Raw genomic sequence first — 16,178 nt, 5'->3', positions numbered from 1 at the left:
TGGTTTGAAACTACAACTGATCGCAGTCGGTACCAAAATGCCCAAATGGGTTGAGGAAGGCTTTCAAGAGTATCGCCGACGCTTCCCGCACGACATGCCACTTGAGCTCATCGAAATAACAGCAGGTAAGCGTGGCAAAAATGCGGATATCGCACGTATCCTTCAAAAAGAAGGCGAAGCGATGCTTGCCGCGGTTCCAAAAGGAAACCGCATTGTCACGTTGGATATCCCAGGTAAGAAATGGGATACACCCCAGCTTGCTGAGCAGCTTGAGAGTTGGAAGCTCGACGGTCGAGATGTGTCGATCTTAATTGGAGGCCCTGAGGGGCTAGCACCAGCATGTAAGGCCGCTGCAGACCAAAGCTGGTCTTTGTCTGCACTGACACTGCCTCACCCGCTTGTGCGCATTGTAATGGCAGAAAGCTTATACCGAGCTTGGTCGATTACCGCTAACCATCCGTATCACAGAGAGTAATTTAGCGAGCGATGAAACGTAAACGCAGCCAGATACGGGATCATCAGGCCGAAGCGCGACTTTTCAAAAGTCGCGCCATTGTGGCTTTTGTTGCTATCGTTGCTATGGTGTTAGTGCTCGTCGCTAACCTCTACAACATCCAAGTCAACCAGTATCAAGACTATAAAACCCGCTCCAACGACAACCGCATAAAAGTCGTGCCTATCGCACCAAACCGTGGACTCATCTATGACCGAAACGGTATCTTGCTTGCAGAAAATCGTCCGGTTTTTAACTTAGAAATCACCCCAGAGAAAGTCAAAGACATGGATGCCACCATCCAAGCGCTGCGACAGTATCTGGATATTTCGCCTGAGCGTGAAGAAGCCTTCAACCGAGACCGCAAGCGAACTCGCCGCTTTAAATCTATTCCGATACTGACGCAATTGACGGAAGATCAAGTCGCCATTTTTTCTGTACATCAGCACAAATTCCCTGGTGTAGAGATTGCGGCCAATCTAAAACGTTTTTATCCGTATGGCGATGTCCTCACTCACGTGATTGGTTATGTGTCTCGAATTAATGACCGAGACATGCGACGCCTCATCCGCGAAGAAAAAGATGCCAACTATCAGGCGACTCGTGATATCGGTAAATTGGGTATCGAGCGCTACTATGAGGATATTTTACATGGCACGGCAGGCTATCAAGAGGTTGAGGTAAACAGCCGTGGTCGAGTGCTTCGCACGCTTAAGTTTGTGCCGCCCGTTCCGGGGAAAGATATTGTCCTTAACCTTGATATCGTACTCCAGTTAAAGGTACACAAACTGCTCGATGGTCGACGTGGATCGGCTATCATTCTTGATCCGAGTGATAACGGTGTACTGGCGATGGTATCCAGTCCAAGTTATGACCCGAACGCTTTTGTAAACGGTATCTCGGGTAAAGGTTATCGCGCATTGCTGGAAGACAAAAACCGTCCACTGGTGAACCGTGCGACGTTAGGTATCTATCCACCAGCCTCAACCGTTAAACCATTTATTGCTGTTGGTGCACTTCAAGAAGGTGTGATTACCACTAAAACGACGCGTAATGACCCCGGCTACTGGCGAATTCCAAACTCTAAAACGCGCCCATTCCGTGACTGGCTGCGTTGGGGACATGGTAAGGTCGATATTCTAAAAGCGATCGAGGAGTCGGTTGATACCTTCTATTATCAAATTGCTTACGATATGGGTATTGATCGCCTATCCAAGTGGATGATGATGTTCGGCTTCGGTGACTACACGGGTATTGATATCTATGAAGAGAGCAAAGCCAACATGCCAACACGTGAGTGGAAAATGGCAAGACACCGCACCCCATGGTATCAAGGTGACACAATCCCTGTTGGTATCGGGCAAGGCTACTGGACTGCAACGCCAATGCAGATAGCGAAGGCAACATCTGTGCTCGTGAATCGCGGTGAAGTGCTCTCACCTCACCTGCTGCGCGCAACCATAGAAAATGGCGACAGCTTTGATCATCAAACATTGAGTGAAGTTGACTCTAGACCGCCTATTTCGGGTGTGCAAGAGCGCTATTGGGATATTGCACTAGAGGGCATGCGCCGCGTAAACCACGGTGTGAAAGGCACGGCTCGACGCGCTTTCGCCAATATGCCTTATCAAAGCGGTGGTAAATCGGGTACGGCGCAGGTATTTAGCTTGGCCGAAGACGAAGAATATAATGCCGAAGAGCTCGCTGAACACTTAAAAGACCACGCATTATTTACCGGCTTCGCCCCGTTTGAAAACCCTGAGGTCGTGGTCACCGTCGTTCTCGAGAACGCCGGTGGTGGTTCGAGCAACGGTGCGCCAGTAGCTCGACAACTGTTCGATTTGGCACTGGCAGAAAAGGAAGAGAGTGAAGAAGAATGAGATTTGATCCTTCCACCGGTCAAAGCCGAGTGATGTTTGAGCGCTTTCACATCGACCTCCCCCTTGTGCTTGGCGTTTTAGCCCTTATGGGATTTGGCTTAGTCGTCATGTACAGTGCCAGTGGGCAAAGTATGGCAATGATGGACAGACAGGCGATGCGCATGGTGCTGGCACTGGTTGTAATGGTCGTGCTAGCTCAAATTTCACCACGGACTTACGAAAGCCTGGCACCTCTGATGTTCTTTGCCGGCGTGTTACTTCTATTTGGGGTACTGTTTTTCGGTGAAGCCTCTAAAGGCGCTCAGCGCTGGCTAAACCTAGGGTTCGTTCGCTTTCAACCTTCGGAGCTTCTCAAACTCGCCGTACCACTCATGGTCGCTCGCTACATAGGTAAGCGCTCACTACCAATTACATTCCAAACCTTGATCATTTCCCTGGTCATGGTGTTTGTCCCGACAGTTTTGATCGCTAAACAGCCAGATTTGGGGACTTCTATCCTGATCGCTGCATCAGGCATCTTTGTTATCTTCTTGGCGGGTATCAGCTGGAAGATTATCTTTGGTGCTGCTATGGCTCTCGGCGCTTTTGTGCCTGTGCTTTGGTTCTTCCTCATGCGCGAATACCAAAAGGTTCGTGTAAGAACGCTGTTTGACCCAGAGTCTGATCCGCTTGGTGCTGGCTATCATATTATCCAAAGTAAGATCGCGATTGGCTCCGGTGGTATTGCCGGTAAAGGTTGGATGCAGGGAACTCAGTCTCAGTTAGAATTCCTACCAGAGCGCCATACCGACTTTATCTTTGCTGTGATTGCTGAAGAATGGGGAATGGTAGGCATTCTGATTCTTTTAGCACTTTACCTGTTCATTATTGGGCGCGGTTTGTATCTCGCCAGCTCTGCTCAAACTGCATTCGGTCGAATGATGGCTGGCAGTATCGTACTGAGCTTCTTCGTTTATGTTTTTGTAAATATTGGTATGGTGAGCGGTATATTACCGGTTGTTGGTGTACCATTGCCGCTCATTAGTTACGGTGGAACCTCCATGGTGACTCTGATGGCTGGTTTTGGCATCTTAATGTCCATACATACACACAGAAAAGCATTCTCAAAGGCAACTTAATGAACAAACGGAATTTTCAATGGCGTGACCAACTCAACTGGCTTTGGCTAGCATTAGGTGTCGCCGTTCTTGCGGGATGCTCATCATCGGACAGTCGTTATGACATCAAAGATGATGTCGCACCTTCAACGCCAATTTCGGTTGACCATATTGAAGGAGCTCAGCCAAAGTATGAGCCATACAGTTTAGGTGGTAACAAGAACTATACGTTACGTGGCAAGAGCTATACCGTTGTTAAAGATGCCGAGGGTTTCAAAGAGAGTGGCCAAGCATCCTGGTACGGTAAGAAGTTTCACGGTCACTTAACGTCAAATGGCGAAGTGTATGACATGTACTCCATGTCAGCGGCGCACAAAACGCTTCCATTGCCGAGCTACGTCAAAGTGAAAAACCTCGACAATGGCAAAGAGACGATTGTTCGTGTTAATGACCGCGGACCTTTCCATGATGGACGCATCATCGACTTAAGCTATGCCGCAGCGAGCAAACTCGACGTAATTAAAACTGGCACGGCAAACGTTGAAATTGAAGTTATCATCGTCGAAAAACCGTCGAGTCAGCATAAACTCGACCAACATCCTGAATACACGATCCAAGTGGCGGCATCGCCACACAAGGATCGCATCGATGAATTGTCAAAGCAGTTGGCAGAAAAGCTATCCGTCGAGACCTTCTTAACCCCTGTGAACAGTAACTACCGCTTGATGTTAGGTCCGTTTAAAGACTACAAGCAGACGCAGGACGTGCTAGAACAGGTGCAAAAGATTGGTTATCCCTCAGCTTTCGTCAAAAAACTGTAAACATCATTGACATAAATAACTGTTGTTACTTAGTGTAAGCTATCTAGTTTGTAGCAAACATTCTGTTACTATACGAACTATTACTAAAACGCATTCGAAATGAATAAGAATAAGTCTTCTATGAAATTTGTAACCACTATTGCTCTTTCCGCAACTTTGGCAGCCACTTCTGCTACTGCGGCACCTGTTGTCATGCCTGATACGCCTCAAATCGCAGCCAAAGGCTTTGTTTTGATGGACTACAACTCTGGTAAAGTTCTAGCTGAGAAAGAGATGAACACCCAGCTTCATCCAGCTAGCCTGACAAAAATGATGACCAGCTACGTCATCGGTCAAGAGCTTAAGCGTGGTAATATTACGCCACAAGATGAAGTAACTATCAGCAAGAATGCTTGGGCTAAGAACTTCCCAGATTCATCTAAGATGTTCATCGAAGTCGGCACAAAAGTCACCGTTGATGAGCTTAACAAAGGTATCATCATTCAATCGGGTAACGATGCATGTGTCGCAATGGCGGAGCATATTGCGGGCTCTGAAGACGCGTTCGTTGACCTAATGAACGCGTGGGCGAAGTCGATTGGCATGACCAACTCACACTTTGCTAACGTACACGGTCTAGACAATCCAAACCTGTATTCAACACCGTATGACATGGCTTTGCTTGGCCGCGCACTTATCAAAGATGTGCCTGACGAGTACCGTGTCTACTCTGAGAAGAAATTTACCTACAACGGCATCACCCAATACAACCGTAACGGTCTACTTTGGGACAAGAGCATGAACGTTGATGGCATCAAAACCGGTCACACAAGCAAAGCGGGTTACAGCCTAGTGAGCTCTGCGACCGAAGGTAAGATGCGTCTTGTTGCGGTAGTTATGGGTACTAAGAGCGCAAACGCTCGTAAATCAGAAAGCAAAAAGCTACTGAGCTACGGCTTCCGCTTCTTCGAAACGGTCAACCCACACAAAGCAGACGAAACCTTCGTTGAAGAGAAAGTGTGGATGGGTGACAAAGACGCAGTCGCACTTGGCGTCGATCAGGACACCTATGTCACGCTGCCACGCGGCCAAGCGAAAAACCTAAAAGCCAGCTTCGTACTTGAAAAACAGCTAGAAGCACCAATATCTAAAGGCGATGTAGTTGGTAAGCTATACTATCAACTAGAAGGCGAAGACGTTGCTGAATACCCACTGCTTGCTCTTGAAGATGTTCAAGAAGGTAGCCTATTCAGTCGCTTGTGGGATTACATCGTATTACTTTTCAAGAGCTTTTTCTAAGCCCTAGTGTTTAACGCAAAAGTAATCGAGTCATCGTAAAGCCGCTTAAAGCGGCTTTACTTTTTCATTGGCTTGAGATCGTCCACGTAAGGCATTACTATTCGCACCGTTATAAAGAATTGGTATTTTTTGGAGTCCCTATTATGTTGACCATCAACTCTGATGCAAAACTCAAAGACCTACTAGAGTTCCCTTGCTCTTTTACCTTCAAAGTGATGGGTTACGCAAAACCAGAGCTTCCTGAAAAAGTGTTGGAAGTGATCCAACGCCACGCGCCAGGGGACTACAGCCCAACCATTAAGCCAAGTGCAAAAGGCAACTACCACGCTGTATCTATCAATATCACAGCAACCTCAATCGAGCAGGTAGAGACCCTTTATAAAGAACTTGGTGAGATCGACATCGTTCGCATGGTTCTGTAAAAATTTGAAACTTTAAATTTTTTTTGAAAGCAGCTTAGGCTGCTTTCTTTTTATTTATCAATAAGATAAAAAGTCCGCATCATATATTGGTTAAGAATTCGTTATTTATTGGTAGTTCAAAACCATCAACATGTTTATAATGCGAATACTTTATTAAGTGGCAGCGAGGTGACTGGTGGAAAATCAGCTAGTTGTAAGGAAGCTTGGACGAAAAGACTATGAACCTGTCTGGAAAGCCATGCATGATTTCACTGACAATCGAACAGACGACACACGAGACGAAGTGTGGTTAGTGGAACACAACCCGGTCTTTACTCAGGGACAAGCAGGTAAAGAAGAGCACCTACTCAATACTGGTGATATCCCCGTCATTCAAAGCGATCGTGGTGGTCAGGTAACCTATCATGGTCCTGGTCAGCTCGTGGCCTACTTTCTTATCAACTTACGTCGTAAAAAGCTTGGCGTTCGCGAGCTGGTTACGCACATCGAAAACCTCGTTATCAAGACACTTAACGCGTATGATATTGAGTCAGCAGCACGACCAGATGCCCCTGGTGTGTATGTCGATGGTAAAAAAGTCTGTTCGCTCGGTCTGCGTATCCGTAAAGGGTGCTCATTCCACGGACTAGCACTCAACATAAATATGGATCTCTCCCCTTTCCTTCGTATCAACCCTTGTGGTTATGCTGGGATGGAAATGGTTCAAGTGAGCCAACTGGGTGGTCCAAAAGAGGTCTCGACTGTCGAAGACCAAATGATCAAAGCACTATTAGAAATACTTGATTACGAGCAAGTAGAATTCAGCGAAGAAGCATAAGACGATGAGCAAACCTATCCAAATGGAAAAAGGCGTCAAGTACCGTGACGCTGACAAGATGGCACTGATTCCCGTAAAGAACATGCCTACCGAGCAAAAAGAAATCCTTCGTAAACCTGAATGGATGAAGATCAAGCTGCCAGCGGACAGCCAGCGTATTCAAGACATCAAGTCTGCAATGCGCAAAAACGATCTTCACTCGGTATGTGAGGAAGCATCATGCCCTAACCTGGCTGAATGTTTTAACCACGGTACGGCAACCTTTATGATTCTTGGTGCTATCTGTACTCGTCGTTGTCCTTTCTGCGACGTGGCTCATGGCCGTCCAAACGCGCCTGAAGCGGGTGAGCCGCAAAAACTTGCTCAAACCATCAAAGATATGAAGCTTAAATACGTCGTGGTGACCTCTGTTGACCGTGACGACCTCCGTGACGGTGGCGCTCAGCACTTTGCAGACTGTAACCGTGAAATCCGCGCACTTAACCCAGAGATCCGCATCGAGACCTTGGTACCTGACTTCCGCGGCCGTATGGATGTAGCGCTTGAGGCACTAAAAGATAACCCGCCAGACGTGTTTAACCACAACCTAGAGACAGCGCCTCGCCTATATCGCAAAGCGCGTCCAGGTGCGAACTACAAATGGTCACTGCAACTTCTTCAGAAATTTAAAGAGATGCACCCTGAGGTACCGACCAAGTCTGGCTTGATGATGGGTCTAGGTGAAACCAAAGAAGAGATCGTTGAAGTACTCAAAGATCTTCGCGCTCACGGCGTTACCATGCTAACTCTAGGCCAATACCTAGCGCCAAGTCGTCACCACTTGCCCGTAGAGCGTTACGTGCCACCATCAGAGTTTGATGAGCTAAAAGAGATCGCATTAGAGCTGGGCTTTACCCATGCAGCATGTGGTCCATTTGTTCGCTCGTCTTACCATGCAGACTTGCAAGCAAAAGGCGAAGAAGTGAAATAGCTTTGTCTTTTTGAAGGAACATTGCTTCTTTGAAGTAACATTGCCTTTTTCGGAACAAGAGACACGGGTTCGCTGTTGAAGCAATCCGTGTTTTTTTTGAGAAAAATATGCAACATGACAATCTCATACTCGCATTTTTGCTATTTTTAGGTAGGCTTAAAGAAAAAGTTTCACCCAATCAAGGATGTAGCATGAAGTTATTGAAAATTGGCTTGCCGATTCTAGCGGCAACAGTGATCGCAGGTTGTGCGCAAAACACTCAGCAAGACAACTATTTAGAAGCGTCATTCGAGCTATGTAACACTGAAGTGAACCTATACTCGGTCAGCGACGATGGTCGCGTTCGTATCGTTTGTAAGGACGGTGCTAAGTTCGCCCTTAACAGCGAGAAGACATTGGATATCATGCGTGATATCAACATTGATTACTGTAATGGCGAAGGCTTGGGTCAGTTTAGTGAGAGCCGTAAGTATTACTCATTCCGATGCAAATCAGGCACTTTGCTTAACATCAATAAGTAATACCCCGAGACCTTCAAGTTTCAGGCACTAAAAAAGCGAGCATTTAGCTCGCTTTTTTCATTGCGTATCAGCAGTAGAGAATTACGCGTAAACAGGTAGGCGCTTACAGATCTCTAGTACTTTCGCTTTCGTTGCTTCGATTACTGATGCATCGTTGATGTTGTCTAGAACGTCACACATCCAGTTAGCAAGCTCAGTCGCATCCGCTTCAGTGAAGCCACGGCGAGTAATCGCAGGTGAACCAACACGGATACCAGACGTTACGAATGGGCTACGCGGGTCATTTGGTACTGAGTTCTTGTTCACAGTGATGTTTGCTGCGCCTAGTGCTGCATCCGCTTCTTTACCTGTAATGTCTTTGTCGATTAGGTCAACAAGGAACAGGTGGTTCTCAGTGCCGTTAGAGACGATCTTGTAACCGCGCTCTTGGAACTGTGCAACCATCGCTTTTGCATTCTTAACAACGCGCGCTTGGTACTCTTTGAACTCTGGCTCCATCGCTTCTTTGAACGCCACTGCTTTACCAGCGATAACGTGCATTAGAGGACCACCCTGACCACCAGGGAATACTGCAGAGTTCAGTTTCTTGTACATGTCTTCACCTGCATTAGACAGGATAAGACCACCGCGAGGACCCGCTAGAGTCTTGTGCGTTGTTGTTGTTACCACGTGAGCGTGTGGCACTGGCGTTGGGTAAACACCTGCAGCGATAAGACCCGCTACGTGCGCCATATCAACGAATAGGTAAGCGTCAACCTTGTCTGCAATTTCACGCATGCGAGCCCAGTCTACGATTTGGCTGTATGCAGAGAAACCACCGATGATCATCTTCGGCTTGTGCTCAACAGCAAGCTGTTCCATCTCGTCGTAGTTGATTTGGCCAGCTTCATCGATACCGTAAGGAATCACGTTGTAGTGCTTACCAGAGAAGTTTACTGGTGAACCGTGAGTCAGGTGACCACCGTGCGCTAGACTCATACCTAGAACTGTGTCGCCCGGGTTAAGTAGCGCCATGTATACTGCGCTGTTCGCTTGAGAACCAGAGTGCGGCTGAACGTTCGCGTACTCACAACCAAATAGCTCACAAGCACGATCAATCGCTAGTGCTTCCGCTTTATCAACATACTCACAACCACCGTAGTAGCGCTTACCTGGGTAGCCTTCAGCATACTTGTTGGTTAGCTGAGAGCCTTGCGCTTCCATTACGCGAGGGCTAGTGTAGTTTTCCGAAGCGATAAGCTCGATGTGCTCTTCCTGACGTAGTGTCTCTTCTTGAATTGCTGCAAATAGCTCCGCATCGTAATCAGCGATGTTCATATCACGCTTAAGCATCTGTATCTCCTGACTCAGATTGTTCTGAAAGTTTCAAAAAAACCACTCAATGACCAAAAGCAAACGTTTTCGTCACCACATTTGATGACTTGCATCATACATAATTTGATCTAGGTCATAAAGAGAAAATTGGAAATTTCTCATGCAGTTTTTTCATAGTGAACCTTAGGCTTCATCATATCCGCCGATAAATCGGCGTTATCACGGGCACTAAGTGTCAATAATTCCATTTACACAGTGTAAAAATTGAATTACATAGGTTTACCGTAAATTTCCCCTTCAAGCTACCGAAAACATCAACTTTTCAATAATATTGCGCCGTTTATTGATTAGAAGAATTTAGAATTGATGCAAAAACACTCACGTAAAGAAGACTGGATAGCGATTCTTACTGGCACCTTTATCGTCGCTCAGGGGATATTCTTTCTTCAGTCGGCTCAACTTTTGACTGGCGGAACTACAGGTCTCGCCCTTCTTATGAGCCAGTTTGTGCCGATTTCTTTTGGTACGCTTTATTTCGCCCTAAACAGCCCGTTTTACCTACTTGCATGGAAACGCTTTGGCAAACGCTTTGCTGCCAGCAGCGCCATCTCTGGTGCCTTGGTGTCTATTATTACGGACAACATGCATCGAGTGGTCACGCTGGACAACGTCAATACCATCTACTGCGCAATTGCCGGTGGCTTATTGATGGGTCTTGGTATGCTGATTCTCTTCAGACACCGTTCAAGCCTAGGTGGCTTTAACGTGTTGTGTCTGTTTATTCAGGACAAGTTTGGAATATCGGTTGGTAAAACACAGATGGCAATTGATTGTGCCATTCTTGTCGCTTCATTCTTCTTTGTGTCGCCGTCGATTATTGGGATTTCGATTCTAGGTGCGGTGATGTTGAACTTGGTGCTGGCGATGAATCATAAGCCGACGAGGTATGTGGTGACTTATGGGTGAGGTGGGAGTATTACTCGCTTCGCTCGTTTACCCCCTCTAGCTCCCCTAGCTACGCGCCCCGTTATCAAGGGGGAGAACTACAGGCTAGCTCCTATCGTCGCATCGCCTAGTTGCAAATCATTCGGGCGATGCGATAGCGAGCCAGTAGTTCCTCCCCTTTTAAGCGGGGCGCGCAGCCGGGAGGCTAGGAGGGGTAAAGCTCTTTGCTTTTGGCTCTTAACTTTTTTCAACCAACAACACCAAAGCCTCATAAGGCCTCAAAACAACCTCACCCACCAACTCAACCTCACCAACAACCCCATAATTACTCAACACAGCACGACTCACCAAACCATCAAACTGCTCCGGCAACACCACGCGAGTCTCCTCACCATAATAGTTGTTCAAACACAGCAGCATCGCCTCCTCACTCTCACGCAAGTAACCATGAACCTGAGCGTGCTCTGGGAACAAATCCACATAGCTACCGTCAGTAATCACCGCTAACTGCTTACGAAGCGCGATAAGCTCTTGATAGAAGTAGAATACCGACTGCTCATCTTCAACCGCTGCCTCAGCGTTGATCTGAGGATAGTTCTCCGCAACGCCAATCCAAGGTGTACCTTGGGTAAAACCAGCGTGTTTGCTGTCGTTCCACTGCATCGGGGTGCGAGAGTTATCACGAGATTTCTGTCTCAGGATAGCCATCATATCCTCATGAGAGGTATCGCCCTGTTCCACCATCAGCTGATACATATTAAGGCTTTCGACATCACGATACTGGCTCATATCCGTGAAGCCCGGGTTGGTCATGCCGATCTCTTCGCCTTGATAAATATAAGGCGTGCCTTGCATTAGATGAACAGACGCTGCCAACATTTTTGCTGACTCGGTTCGATATCGCTGATCATTACCAAGACGACTCACGACGCGAGGTTGGTCGTGGTTACACCAGAATAGCGCCCCCCACCCTTGACCATTTAGGCCTGTCTGCCAGTGGTTGAAAATCTGTTTTAGCTGCAGGAAGTCAAAGTCTGCTTTCGTCCACTTGTCACCATTGGGATAATCCACTTTTAGGTGGTGGAAATTGAATACCATCGAAAGCTCTTTACCATCCAGTGAGCTGTACTGCTGGCAATGCTCTAGCGTCGTAGACGACATTTCACCAACGGTTACCGAGCCATACTTCTGGAATACTGCTTCACTGATTTCCTGTAAATACTCATGAACGCGTGGACCATCGGTGTAAAAACGACGGCCATCACCAATGTCATCATCAGCAAAGTCTTGCTGTTTTGAGATAAGGTTGATCACATCCAGCCTAAAGCCATCCACCCCTTTCTGTGCCCAGAACTCGATGACCTGTTTTACTTCTTCGCGAACTTTTGGGTTTTCCCAGTTAAGGTCAGCCTGCTCTTTGGCAAATAAGTGCAGATAGTATTCATCGGTGGCTTCGTCTAATGCCCATGCTGAGCCACCAAACTTTGACTGCCAGTTGTTAGGTAGCTTGCCTTCGTTAGGTTTCCAGATGTAGTAGTCGCGGTACGGGCTTTGTTTATCCCCTAGTGCCGACTGGAACCACTGATGCTCAGTTGAGGTGTGGTTCACCACAATATCCATAATGATGCGAATACCTTTCTGATGGGCAGCAGCAAGCAGCTCATCAAAGTCTTGCATGGTGCCAAAGTCAGGGTTGATCGCATAGTAGTCTGAGATGTCGTAACCGTTATCAATCATTGGTGAGGCATACACTGGAGTCAACCAGATGGCATCGACACCTAACTTCGCTAAGTAATCAAGCTTCGAGGTAATTCCTTTGATATCCCCCATTCCTTTATCACCGCTATCGCAAAAACTCTTCGGATAGATTTGATAAATCGTGGCTGTTTTCCACCAGTCTTTTTGAGCAGTTTGACTCATAGGTTTAATCTCACTTACCAATTTGGAAATTCGTCAAAATAAAAAGCAAAGAAGTGGCTCAAGGTGAGCCACTAATGGGGGTTACGCGCTCGCAAGCTCTAGCTCACCTTTTGATTGAGCGCGTTTGTACAGGAACAAAGTAAGCATAATCGGCACGGCCATTGCGACTAACATCGCCATGAGATACACCATCCAGTATTGAGGCTGAATCGATAAGATGCCCGGTAGACCGCCCACACCGATACCGTTCGCCATCACGCCAGCGCTGCCACAGATAGCGGCTGCAATTGCGCTACCAATCATTGCGCTGAGCATTGGGAACTTGTACTTAAGGTTAATACCGTACATAGCTGGCTCTGTGACACCTAAGTAAGCCGAGATAGCGGCTGGAACTGAGATATCACGCTCACCCTCACGCTTACTGATAATGATGATGCCAACAACCGCAGATGCTTGAGCGATATTAGACAGTGCAATCAGAGGCCAGATTGGCGTGCCACCTAGATCTTGCATAAGCTGAAGGTCAACAGCATTGGTTGTGTGGTGGATACCAGTAATCACCAATGGTGCGTACAAGAAGCCAAACACCATAGAACCCAGTACTGCAAAATCACCCGTCATCGCAGCTTTTGCCGCAAACGCAACGCCATCACCGAGCACGCGACCAAACGGACCGATGAAGGCGTGAGCAAGAATGACCGACAGAATGATTGAAACGAATGGCACCACAACCAGATACAGGTAGCTTGGGACAATGCGCTTTAGGTTGGTTTCAATAAGCGCCAATGCCACACCCGCCAGCATCGCCGGGATCACCTGAGCCTGATAGCCCACCTTCTCAATCACAAACAATCCGAAATCCCAAACCTCTGGCACTTCTTTACCAATGAGATAGGCATTCATCAGTTGAGGCGATACCAAGGTCACACCCAGCGTGATACCAAGAATTGGCGTACCGCCCAGCTTCTTCACCGTAGACCAACACACGCCAACCGGTAGGAAGAAGAAGATCGCCTCACCAATTAGCCACAAGAACGAGTGAACGGTTGCCCAGAACTGGCTGATTTCCACTAAGGTTTTGCCATCGAACATACGGATGTCGCCGATAACGTTGCGGAAACCAAGAATCAAACCACCCGTGATAATCGCCGGCAAAAGGGGAACAAAAATTTCGGCTAGGTGCGAAATACCACGCTCTAGAAAGTTCATGTTCTGACGAGCAGCCAGCTTGGCATCGTCTTTAGACGCCGCTTTCTTGCCTGCTGAGTCAATCAACATTTTGTAGACTTCGTCGACCTCAGTACCAATTACCACTTGGAACTGACCGGCATTGGTAAAGCAGCCTTTCACAATCTTAAGGCTTTCTAATGCCGACTTATCGGCTTTATCGGTATCGTTAAGAACGAATCTTAAGCGAGTTAAACAGTGGCTAACACTGGCAATGTTGTCAGCGCCGCCAACACCGTCGATGATCGCTGCAATGTCTTGCTGGGCTATCTTGCTCATCGTTTGTACACCTTTTACTGATATAGAGACGTAGGGTTAAGACGTCTAGGTCCATTTGTCTCGTTGTATTAATAATATCGCAACATGCGAATGGGAACATTCCCAAAAGTTACGCAAAGTGTGCCATGGAATGATTCAAACAAAAATGGGAACAGTCCCATTAATTGAGTGTGATCACAATAATTGTTGATAAATGCGCCAAGTTGATTAAGGGAGCTACAAAGAAAAAGAAGCCGTGATTACACCGCTTCTTGCGTGAGATGAGAGATGGTTTTATTACCAGTAAGCTGACTTATCAATAGGTTAGCCGCCTTCTCTCCCGCTTGCTGATAGCCAGGATCAATGCTGTAGATATTCGGGAACAGGAAAGATAAGAGTTCATTGCCACCAACGCCCGTCACAACAATATCTTCTCGGCCAAGCTCTTGTAAGCGTTTGATCGTGCCAAGCGCTAAGGTATCGCTGGCACACACGATAGCTTGAAGTGAGTCCGTCACTACCTCATCAACAAGCTGGTAGGCACTCTCATGATGAAGTTCACCGGTACGATACTCGGCATGCTGATCATTATCATCACACCAGTTTTGAAATGCGTTGAGGCGAGCCAAGCCCGTGGTTTTATCCTTAGGATCCACACCAATGTAAGCAAGCTGATTGACGCCTTGTGCCTGCAGTTTATTCAAAACCGCTCGGATCAATCCATGATTGTCGTAGTTGATGGAGGAGACTTGATCGGTATCCATAGCGATGACGACGACCTTCTCCTGCCACTGAGACACTTTGTCGATATCAAGCTCAGTAAAACCGAACACAATGACACCTTCAACGTTGCGTTTACGCAGTACGCTCAGGTGTTCGTTGGTTTTCTCGGGATCGAACTGACTCTCCATGATCACCACATCGTAACCTGCCGAGTAAAGCACATTAAGCATGCTGCTCACCGCTTTGTTCTCAGAAGGCGAGTCGAGACGAGAGATAATGACACCAATGACCTTTTGCACTCCGCCCCCACGCATCGATTGCGCCGACTTAGAGGGCACATAGCCATGCTCTGCAATCACACGCTCCACTTTCTCGCGGGTTTCGGGTTTTACTTTAGGATCGTTAGTCAGCACTCGAGAGACGGTAGATTTACCGACTCCCGACAGCTTCGCAATATCAAGTATGGTGAGTTTTTTGCTCATGAGTGTCTAAAAGGTTCAATATCCGTTTTTTGGTACGCTTCGCGTGGTCATCATACAGCTTTTATCGGTTTCACCGGCAATGGTAAGCATACCCTCTCTACCTTTACTAAACAGCTCAACGTCAGACTCAGCCTGCGACTGGCCATCGAGTGAGTATTTGGTACCAGATGCAGAAGGGACACGATGTAGATGATACTCTTCGCCATCAATGAGTAGCAGAACCTGCTCGCTCGATAGCTGGGTTACCTGAAAGCTCTGGTTATCGCACTGATACTGGAGAACATGATACGGGTTTTGCGGCTCTACCTGTTCTTGGCTACTGCACGCTGTTAAACCACCCACCATTAACGCGGCAACCAATCCGTATTTAGCGTAAGTATTCATAATGACTCCTTTTGGGTCGACTGATTACTTAGCTAAGTATTGCGGCACATCGCGGATACTATCAAGTACCACAGTTGCGACAGACTCACCGCGCTCGGTCACCGGTTTGCCAGTACGAACTAAGATCTTGGTACCAACGCCAGCCGCTTCAGCTGCCATCATATCTTCGGCTTTATCACCGACCATGACTGAGTTTTCCATATCAATCTTTAGGAAATCACGAGCAGAGATAAACATGCCCGGCTTTGGTTTACGGCAGTTACAATCCTGCTTGTAATCACCAATGCCATGCTCTGGGTGATGTGGACAGTAATAGATACCATCGAACTCAACGCCATTATCAGAGAAGTTCCAATCCATCCATTGAGTTAAAGAAAGGAAACGATCTTCGGAGAACATACCGCGAGCAATGCCTGATTGGTTGGTCACCAACACTAGCATATAGCCCATGTCCTGCAGTTTTTTCGTCGCTTCAAAGACGCCTTCAACATACTCAAAGTCGTGTTCATCGCTCACATACCCGTGATCGACGTTGATGACGCCATCACGATCCAAAAAAACAGCTGGTTTTGCCACAGTTCACTCTCTTGTTATAGATAGGTGCTAATAAACTGAATTATTACACG

The 16,178-nt window shown here is 47.2% G+C and carries 16 protein-coding genes; 10 read left to right on the top strand and 6 right to left on the bottom strand.

The window, feature by feature from the left end; translation table 11 throughout:
* Positions 1 to 4 precede the first annotated feature (4 nt).
* The 9 genes from rlmH (at position 5) to LY387_RS03245 (ending at position 8,299) form a co-directional block, all read left to right on the top strand.
* Entirely contained in the window at positions 5 to 475 is a 471-nt protein-coding gene (rlmH, locus tag LY387_RS03285) for a 23S rRNA (pseudouridine(1915)-N(3))-methyltransferase RlmH (protein ID WP_042473711.1), read from the top strand.
* Positions 476 to 486: 11 nt separating this feature from the next.
* Positions 487 to 2,373, top strand: coding sequence for a penicillin-binding protein 2 (gene mrdA, locus LY387_RS03280; RefSeq protein WP_234495304.1), 1,887 nt, complete (start codon positions 487 to 489; stop codon positions 2,371 to 2,373).
* Positions 2,370 to 3,491: a rod shape-determining protein RodA gene (rodA, locus tag LY387_RS03275; RefSeq protein WP_234495303.1), complete on the top strand. Its 1,122-nt coding sequence runs from the start codon at positions 2,370 to 2,372 to the stop codon at positions 3,489 to 3,491. Before mrdA ends, rodA begins: the two co-directional genes overlap by 4 nt.
* The gene (locus LY387_RS03270; RefSeq protein WP_234495302.1) at positions 3,491 to 4,291 is read left to right on the top strand and encodes a septal ring lytic transglycosylase RlpA family protein; all 801 of its coding nucleotides are present in this window, start codon (positions 3,491 to 3,493) and stop codon (positions 4,289 to 4,291) included. The genes rodA and LY387_RS03270 overlap by 1 nt, the downstream gene beginning before the upstream one ends.
* A 99-nt stretch (positions 4,292 to 4,390) precedes the next feature.
* Positions 4,391 to 5,569 (top strand): serine hydrolase, encoded by a 1,179-nt coding sequence (locus LY387_RS03265; protein WP_234495301.1) that lies wholly within the window; start codon positions 4,391 to 4,393, stop codon positions 5,567 to 5,569.
* Between the two features lie 143 nt (positions 5,570 to 5,712).
* Positions 5,713 to 5,991: a DUF493 family protein YbeD gene (gene ybeD / locus LY387_RS03260; RefSeq protein ID WP_042473702.1), complete on the top strand. Its 279-nt coding sequence runs from the start codon at positions 5,713 to 5,715 to the stop codon at positions 5,989 to 5,991.
* A 175-nt stretch (positions 5,992 to 6,166) separates the two neighbouring features.
* Positions 6,167 to 6,808, top strand: coding sequence for a lipoyl(octanoyl) transferase LipB (gene lipB, locus LY387_RS03255; protein WP_112459637.1), 642 nt, complete (start codon positions 6,167 to 6,169; stop codon positions 6,806 to 6,808).
* Positions 6,809 to 6,812: 4 nt separating this feature from the next.
* Complete coding sequence (gene lipA, locus LY387_RS03250; RefSeq protein WP_128648988.1) at positions 6,813 to 7,778, top strand: lipoyl synthase; 966 nt, start codon at positions 6,813 to 6,815, stop codon at positions 7,776 to 7,778.
* 191 nt (positions 7,779 to 7,969) lie between these two features.
* On the top strand, positions 7,970 to 8,299 hold the full coding sequence (locus LY387_RS03245; protein WP_042496692.1) for a hypothetical protein: 330 nt from the start codon (positions 7,970 to 7,972) through the stop codon (positions 8,297 to 8,299).
* 81 nt (positions 8,300 to 8,380) lie between these two features.
* Here the strand turns inward: LY387_RS03245 and glyA are convergent, their stop codons facing one another.
* Positions 8,381 to 9,631, bottom strand: a complete 1,251-nt coding sequence (glyA, locus tag LY387_RS03240; RefSeq protein WP_042496689.1) for a serine hydroxymethyltransferase — start codon at positions 9,629 to 9,631, stop codon at positions 8,381 to 8,383.
* 348 nt (positions 9,632 to 9,979) lie between these two features.
* Here glyA and LY387_RS03235 point away from each other — a divergent pair, with 348 nt between their 5' ends.
* Positions 9,980 to 10,579 carry a YitT family protein gene (locus LY387_RS03235; RefSeq protein ID WP_042473693.1) on the top strand — a complete coding sequence of 200 codons (600 nt, stop codon included), beginning with the start codon at positions 9,980 to 9,982 and terminating at the stop codon, positions 10,577 to 10,579.
* Positions 10,580 to 10,795: 216 nt separating this feature from the next.
* On the opposite strand, the gene treC is transcribed toward LY387_RS03235, so the two are convergent.
* The 5 genes from treC to gmhB all read right to left on the bottom strand — a co-directional run bounded on the left by treC (position 10,796) and on the right by gmhB (position 16,128).
* Entirely contained in the window at positions 10,796 to 12,478 is a 1,683-nt protein-coding gene (gene treC, locus LY387_RS03230; RefSeq protein WP_234495300.1) for an alpha,alpha-phosphotrehalase, read from the bottom strand.
* A gap of 81 nt (positions 12,479 to 12,559) precedes the next feature.
* Positions 12,560 to 13,984, bottom strand: coding sequence for a PTS trehalose transporter subunit IIBC (treB, locus tag LY387_RS03225; protein ID WP_234495299.1), 1,425 nt, complete (start codon positions 13,982 to 13,984; stop codon positions 12,560 to 12,562).
* Between the two features lie 239 nt (positions 13,985 to 14,223).
* The gene (treR, locus tag LY387_RS03220) at positions 14,224 to 15,168 is read right to left on the bottom strand and encodes a trehalose operon repressor TreR (protein ID WP_234495298.1); all 945 of its coding nucleotides are present in this window, start codon (positions 15,166 to 15,168) and stop codon (positions 14,224 to 14,226) included.
* Between the two features lie 15 nt (positions 15,169 to 15,183).
* Entirely contained in the window at positions 15,184 to 15,552 is a 369-nt protein-coding gene (locus LY387_RS03215; protein ID WP_234495297.1) for an MliC family protein, read from the bottom strand.
* Between the two features lie 24 nt (positions 15,553 to 15,576).
* Positions 15,577 to 16,128: a D-glycero-beta-D-manno-heptose 1,7-bisphosphate 7-phosphatase gene (gene gmhB / locus LY387_RS03210; RefSeq protein ID WP_112480665.1), complete on the bottom strand. Its 552-nt coding sequence runs from the start codon at positions 16,126 to 16,128 to the stop codon at positions 15,577 to 15,579.
* Between the last annotated feature and the right edge of the window lie 50 nt (positions 16,129 to 16,178).

Source organism: Vibrio maritimus (genome assembly GCF_021441885.1).
Classification (GTDB): domain Bacteria; phylum Pseudomonadota; class Gammaproteobacteria; order Enterobacterales; family Vibrionaceae; genus Vibrio; species Vibrio maritimus_B.
Note: the sequence above shows the minus strand (reverse complement) of the source record. Positions and strands in the feature narration are given on the sequence as shown.

Excerpts from the sequence above, each read along its gene's own strand:
- mrdA (WP_234495304.1), top strand. The coding sequence starts at position 487 with ATGAAACGTAAACGCAGCCAGATACGGGATCATCAGGCCGAAGCGCGA.
- rodA (WP_234495303.1), top strand. The coding sequence starts at position 2,370 with ATGAGATTTGATCCTTCCACCGGTCAAAGCCGAGTGATGTTTGAGCGC.
- LY387_RS03270 (WP_234495302.1), top strand. The coding sequence starts at position 3,491 with ATGAACAAACGGAATTTTCAATGGCGTGACCAACTCAACTGGCTTTGG.
- LY387_RS03265 (WP_234495301.1), top strand. The coding sequence starts at position 4,391 with ATGAATAAGAATAAGTCTTCTATGAAATTTGTAACCACTATTGCTCTT.
- ybeD (WP_042473702.1), top strand. The coding sequence starts at position 5,713 with ATGTTGACCATCAACTCTGATGCAAAACTCAAAGACCTACTAGAGTTC.
- lipA (WP_128648988.1), top strand. The coding sequence starts at position 6,813 with ATGAGCAAACCTATCCAAATGGAAAAAGGCGTCAAGTACCGTGACGCT.
- LY387_RS03245 (WP_042496692.1), top strand. The coding sequence starts at position 7,970 with ATGAAGTTATTGAAAATTGGCTTGCCGATTCTAGCGGCAACAGTGATC.
- glyA (WP_042496689.1), bottom strand. The coding sequence starts at position 9,631 with ATGCTTAAGCGTGATATGAACATCGCTGATTACGATGCGGAGCTATTT.
- LY387_RS03235 (WP_042473693.1), top strand. The coding sequence starts at position 9,980 with ATGCAAAAACACTCACGTAAAGAAGACTGGATAGCGATTCTTACTGGC.
- treC (WP_234495300.1), bottom strand. The coding sequence starts at position 12,478 with ATGAGTCAAACTGCTCAAAAAGACTGGTGGAAAACAGCCACGATTTAT.
- treB (WP_234495299.1), bottom strand. The coding sequence starts at position 13,984 with ATGAGCAAGATAGCCCAGCAAGACATTGCAGCGATCATCGACGGTGTT.
- treR (WP_234495298.1), bottom strand. The coding sequence starts at position 15,168 with ATGAGCAAAAAACTCACCATACTTGATATTGCGAAGCTGTCGGGAGTC.
- LY387_RS03215 (WP_234495297.1), bottom strand. The coding sequence starts at position 15,552 with ATGAATACTTACGCTAAATACGGATTGGTTGCCGCGTTAATGGTGGGT.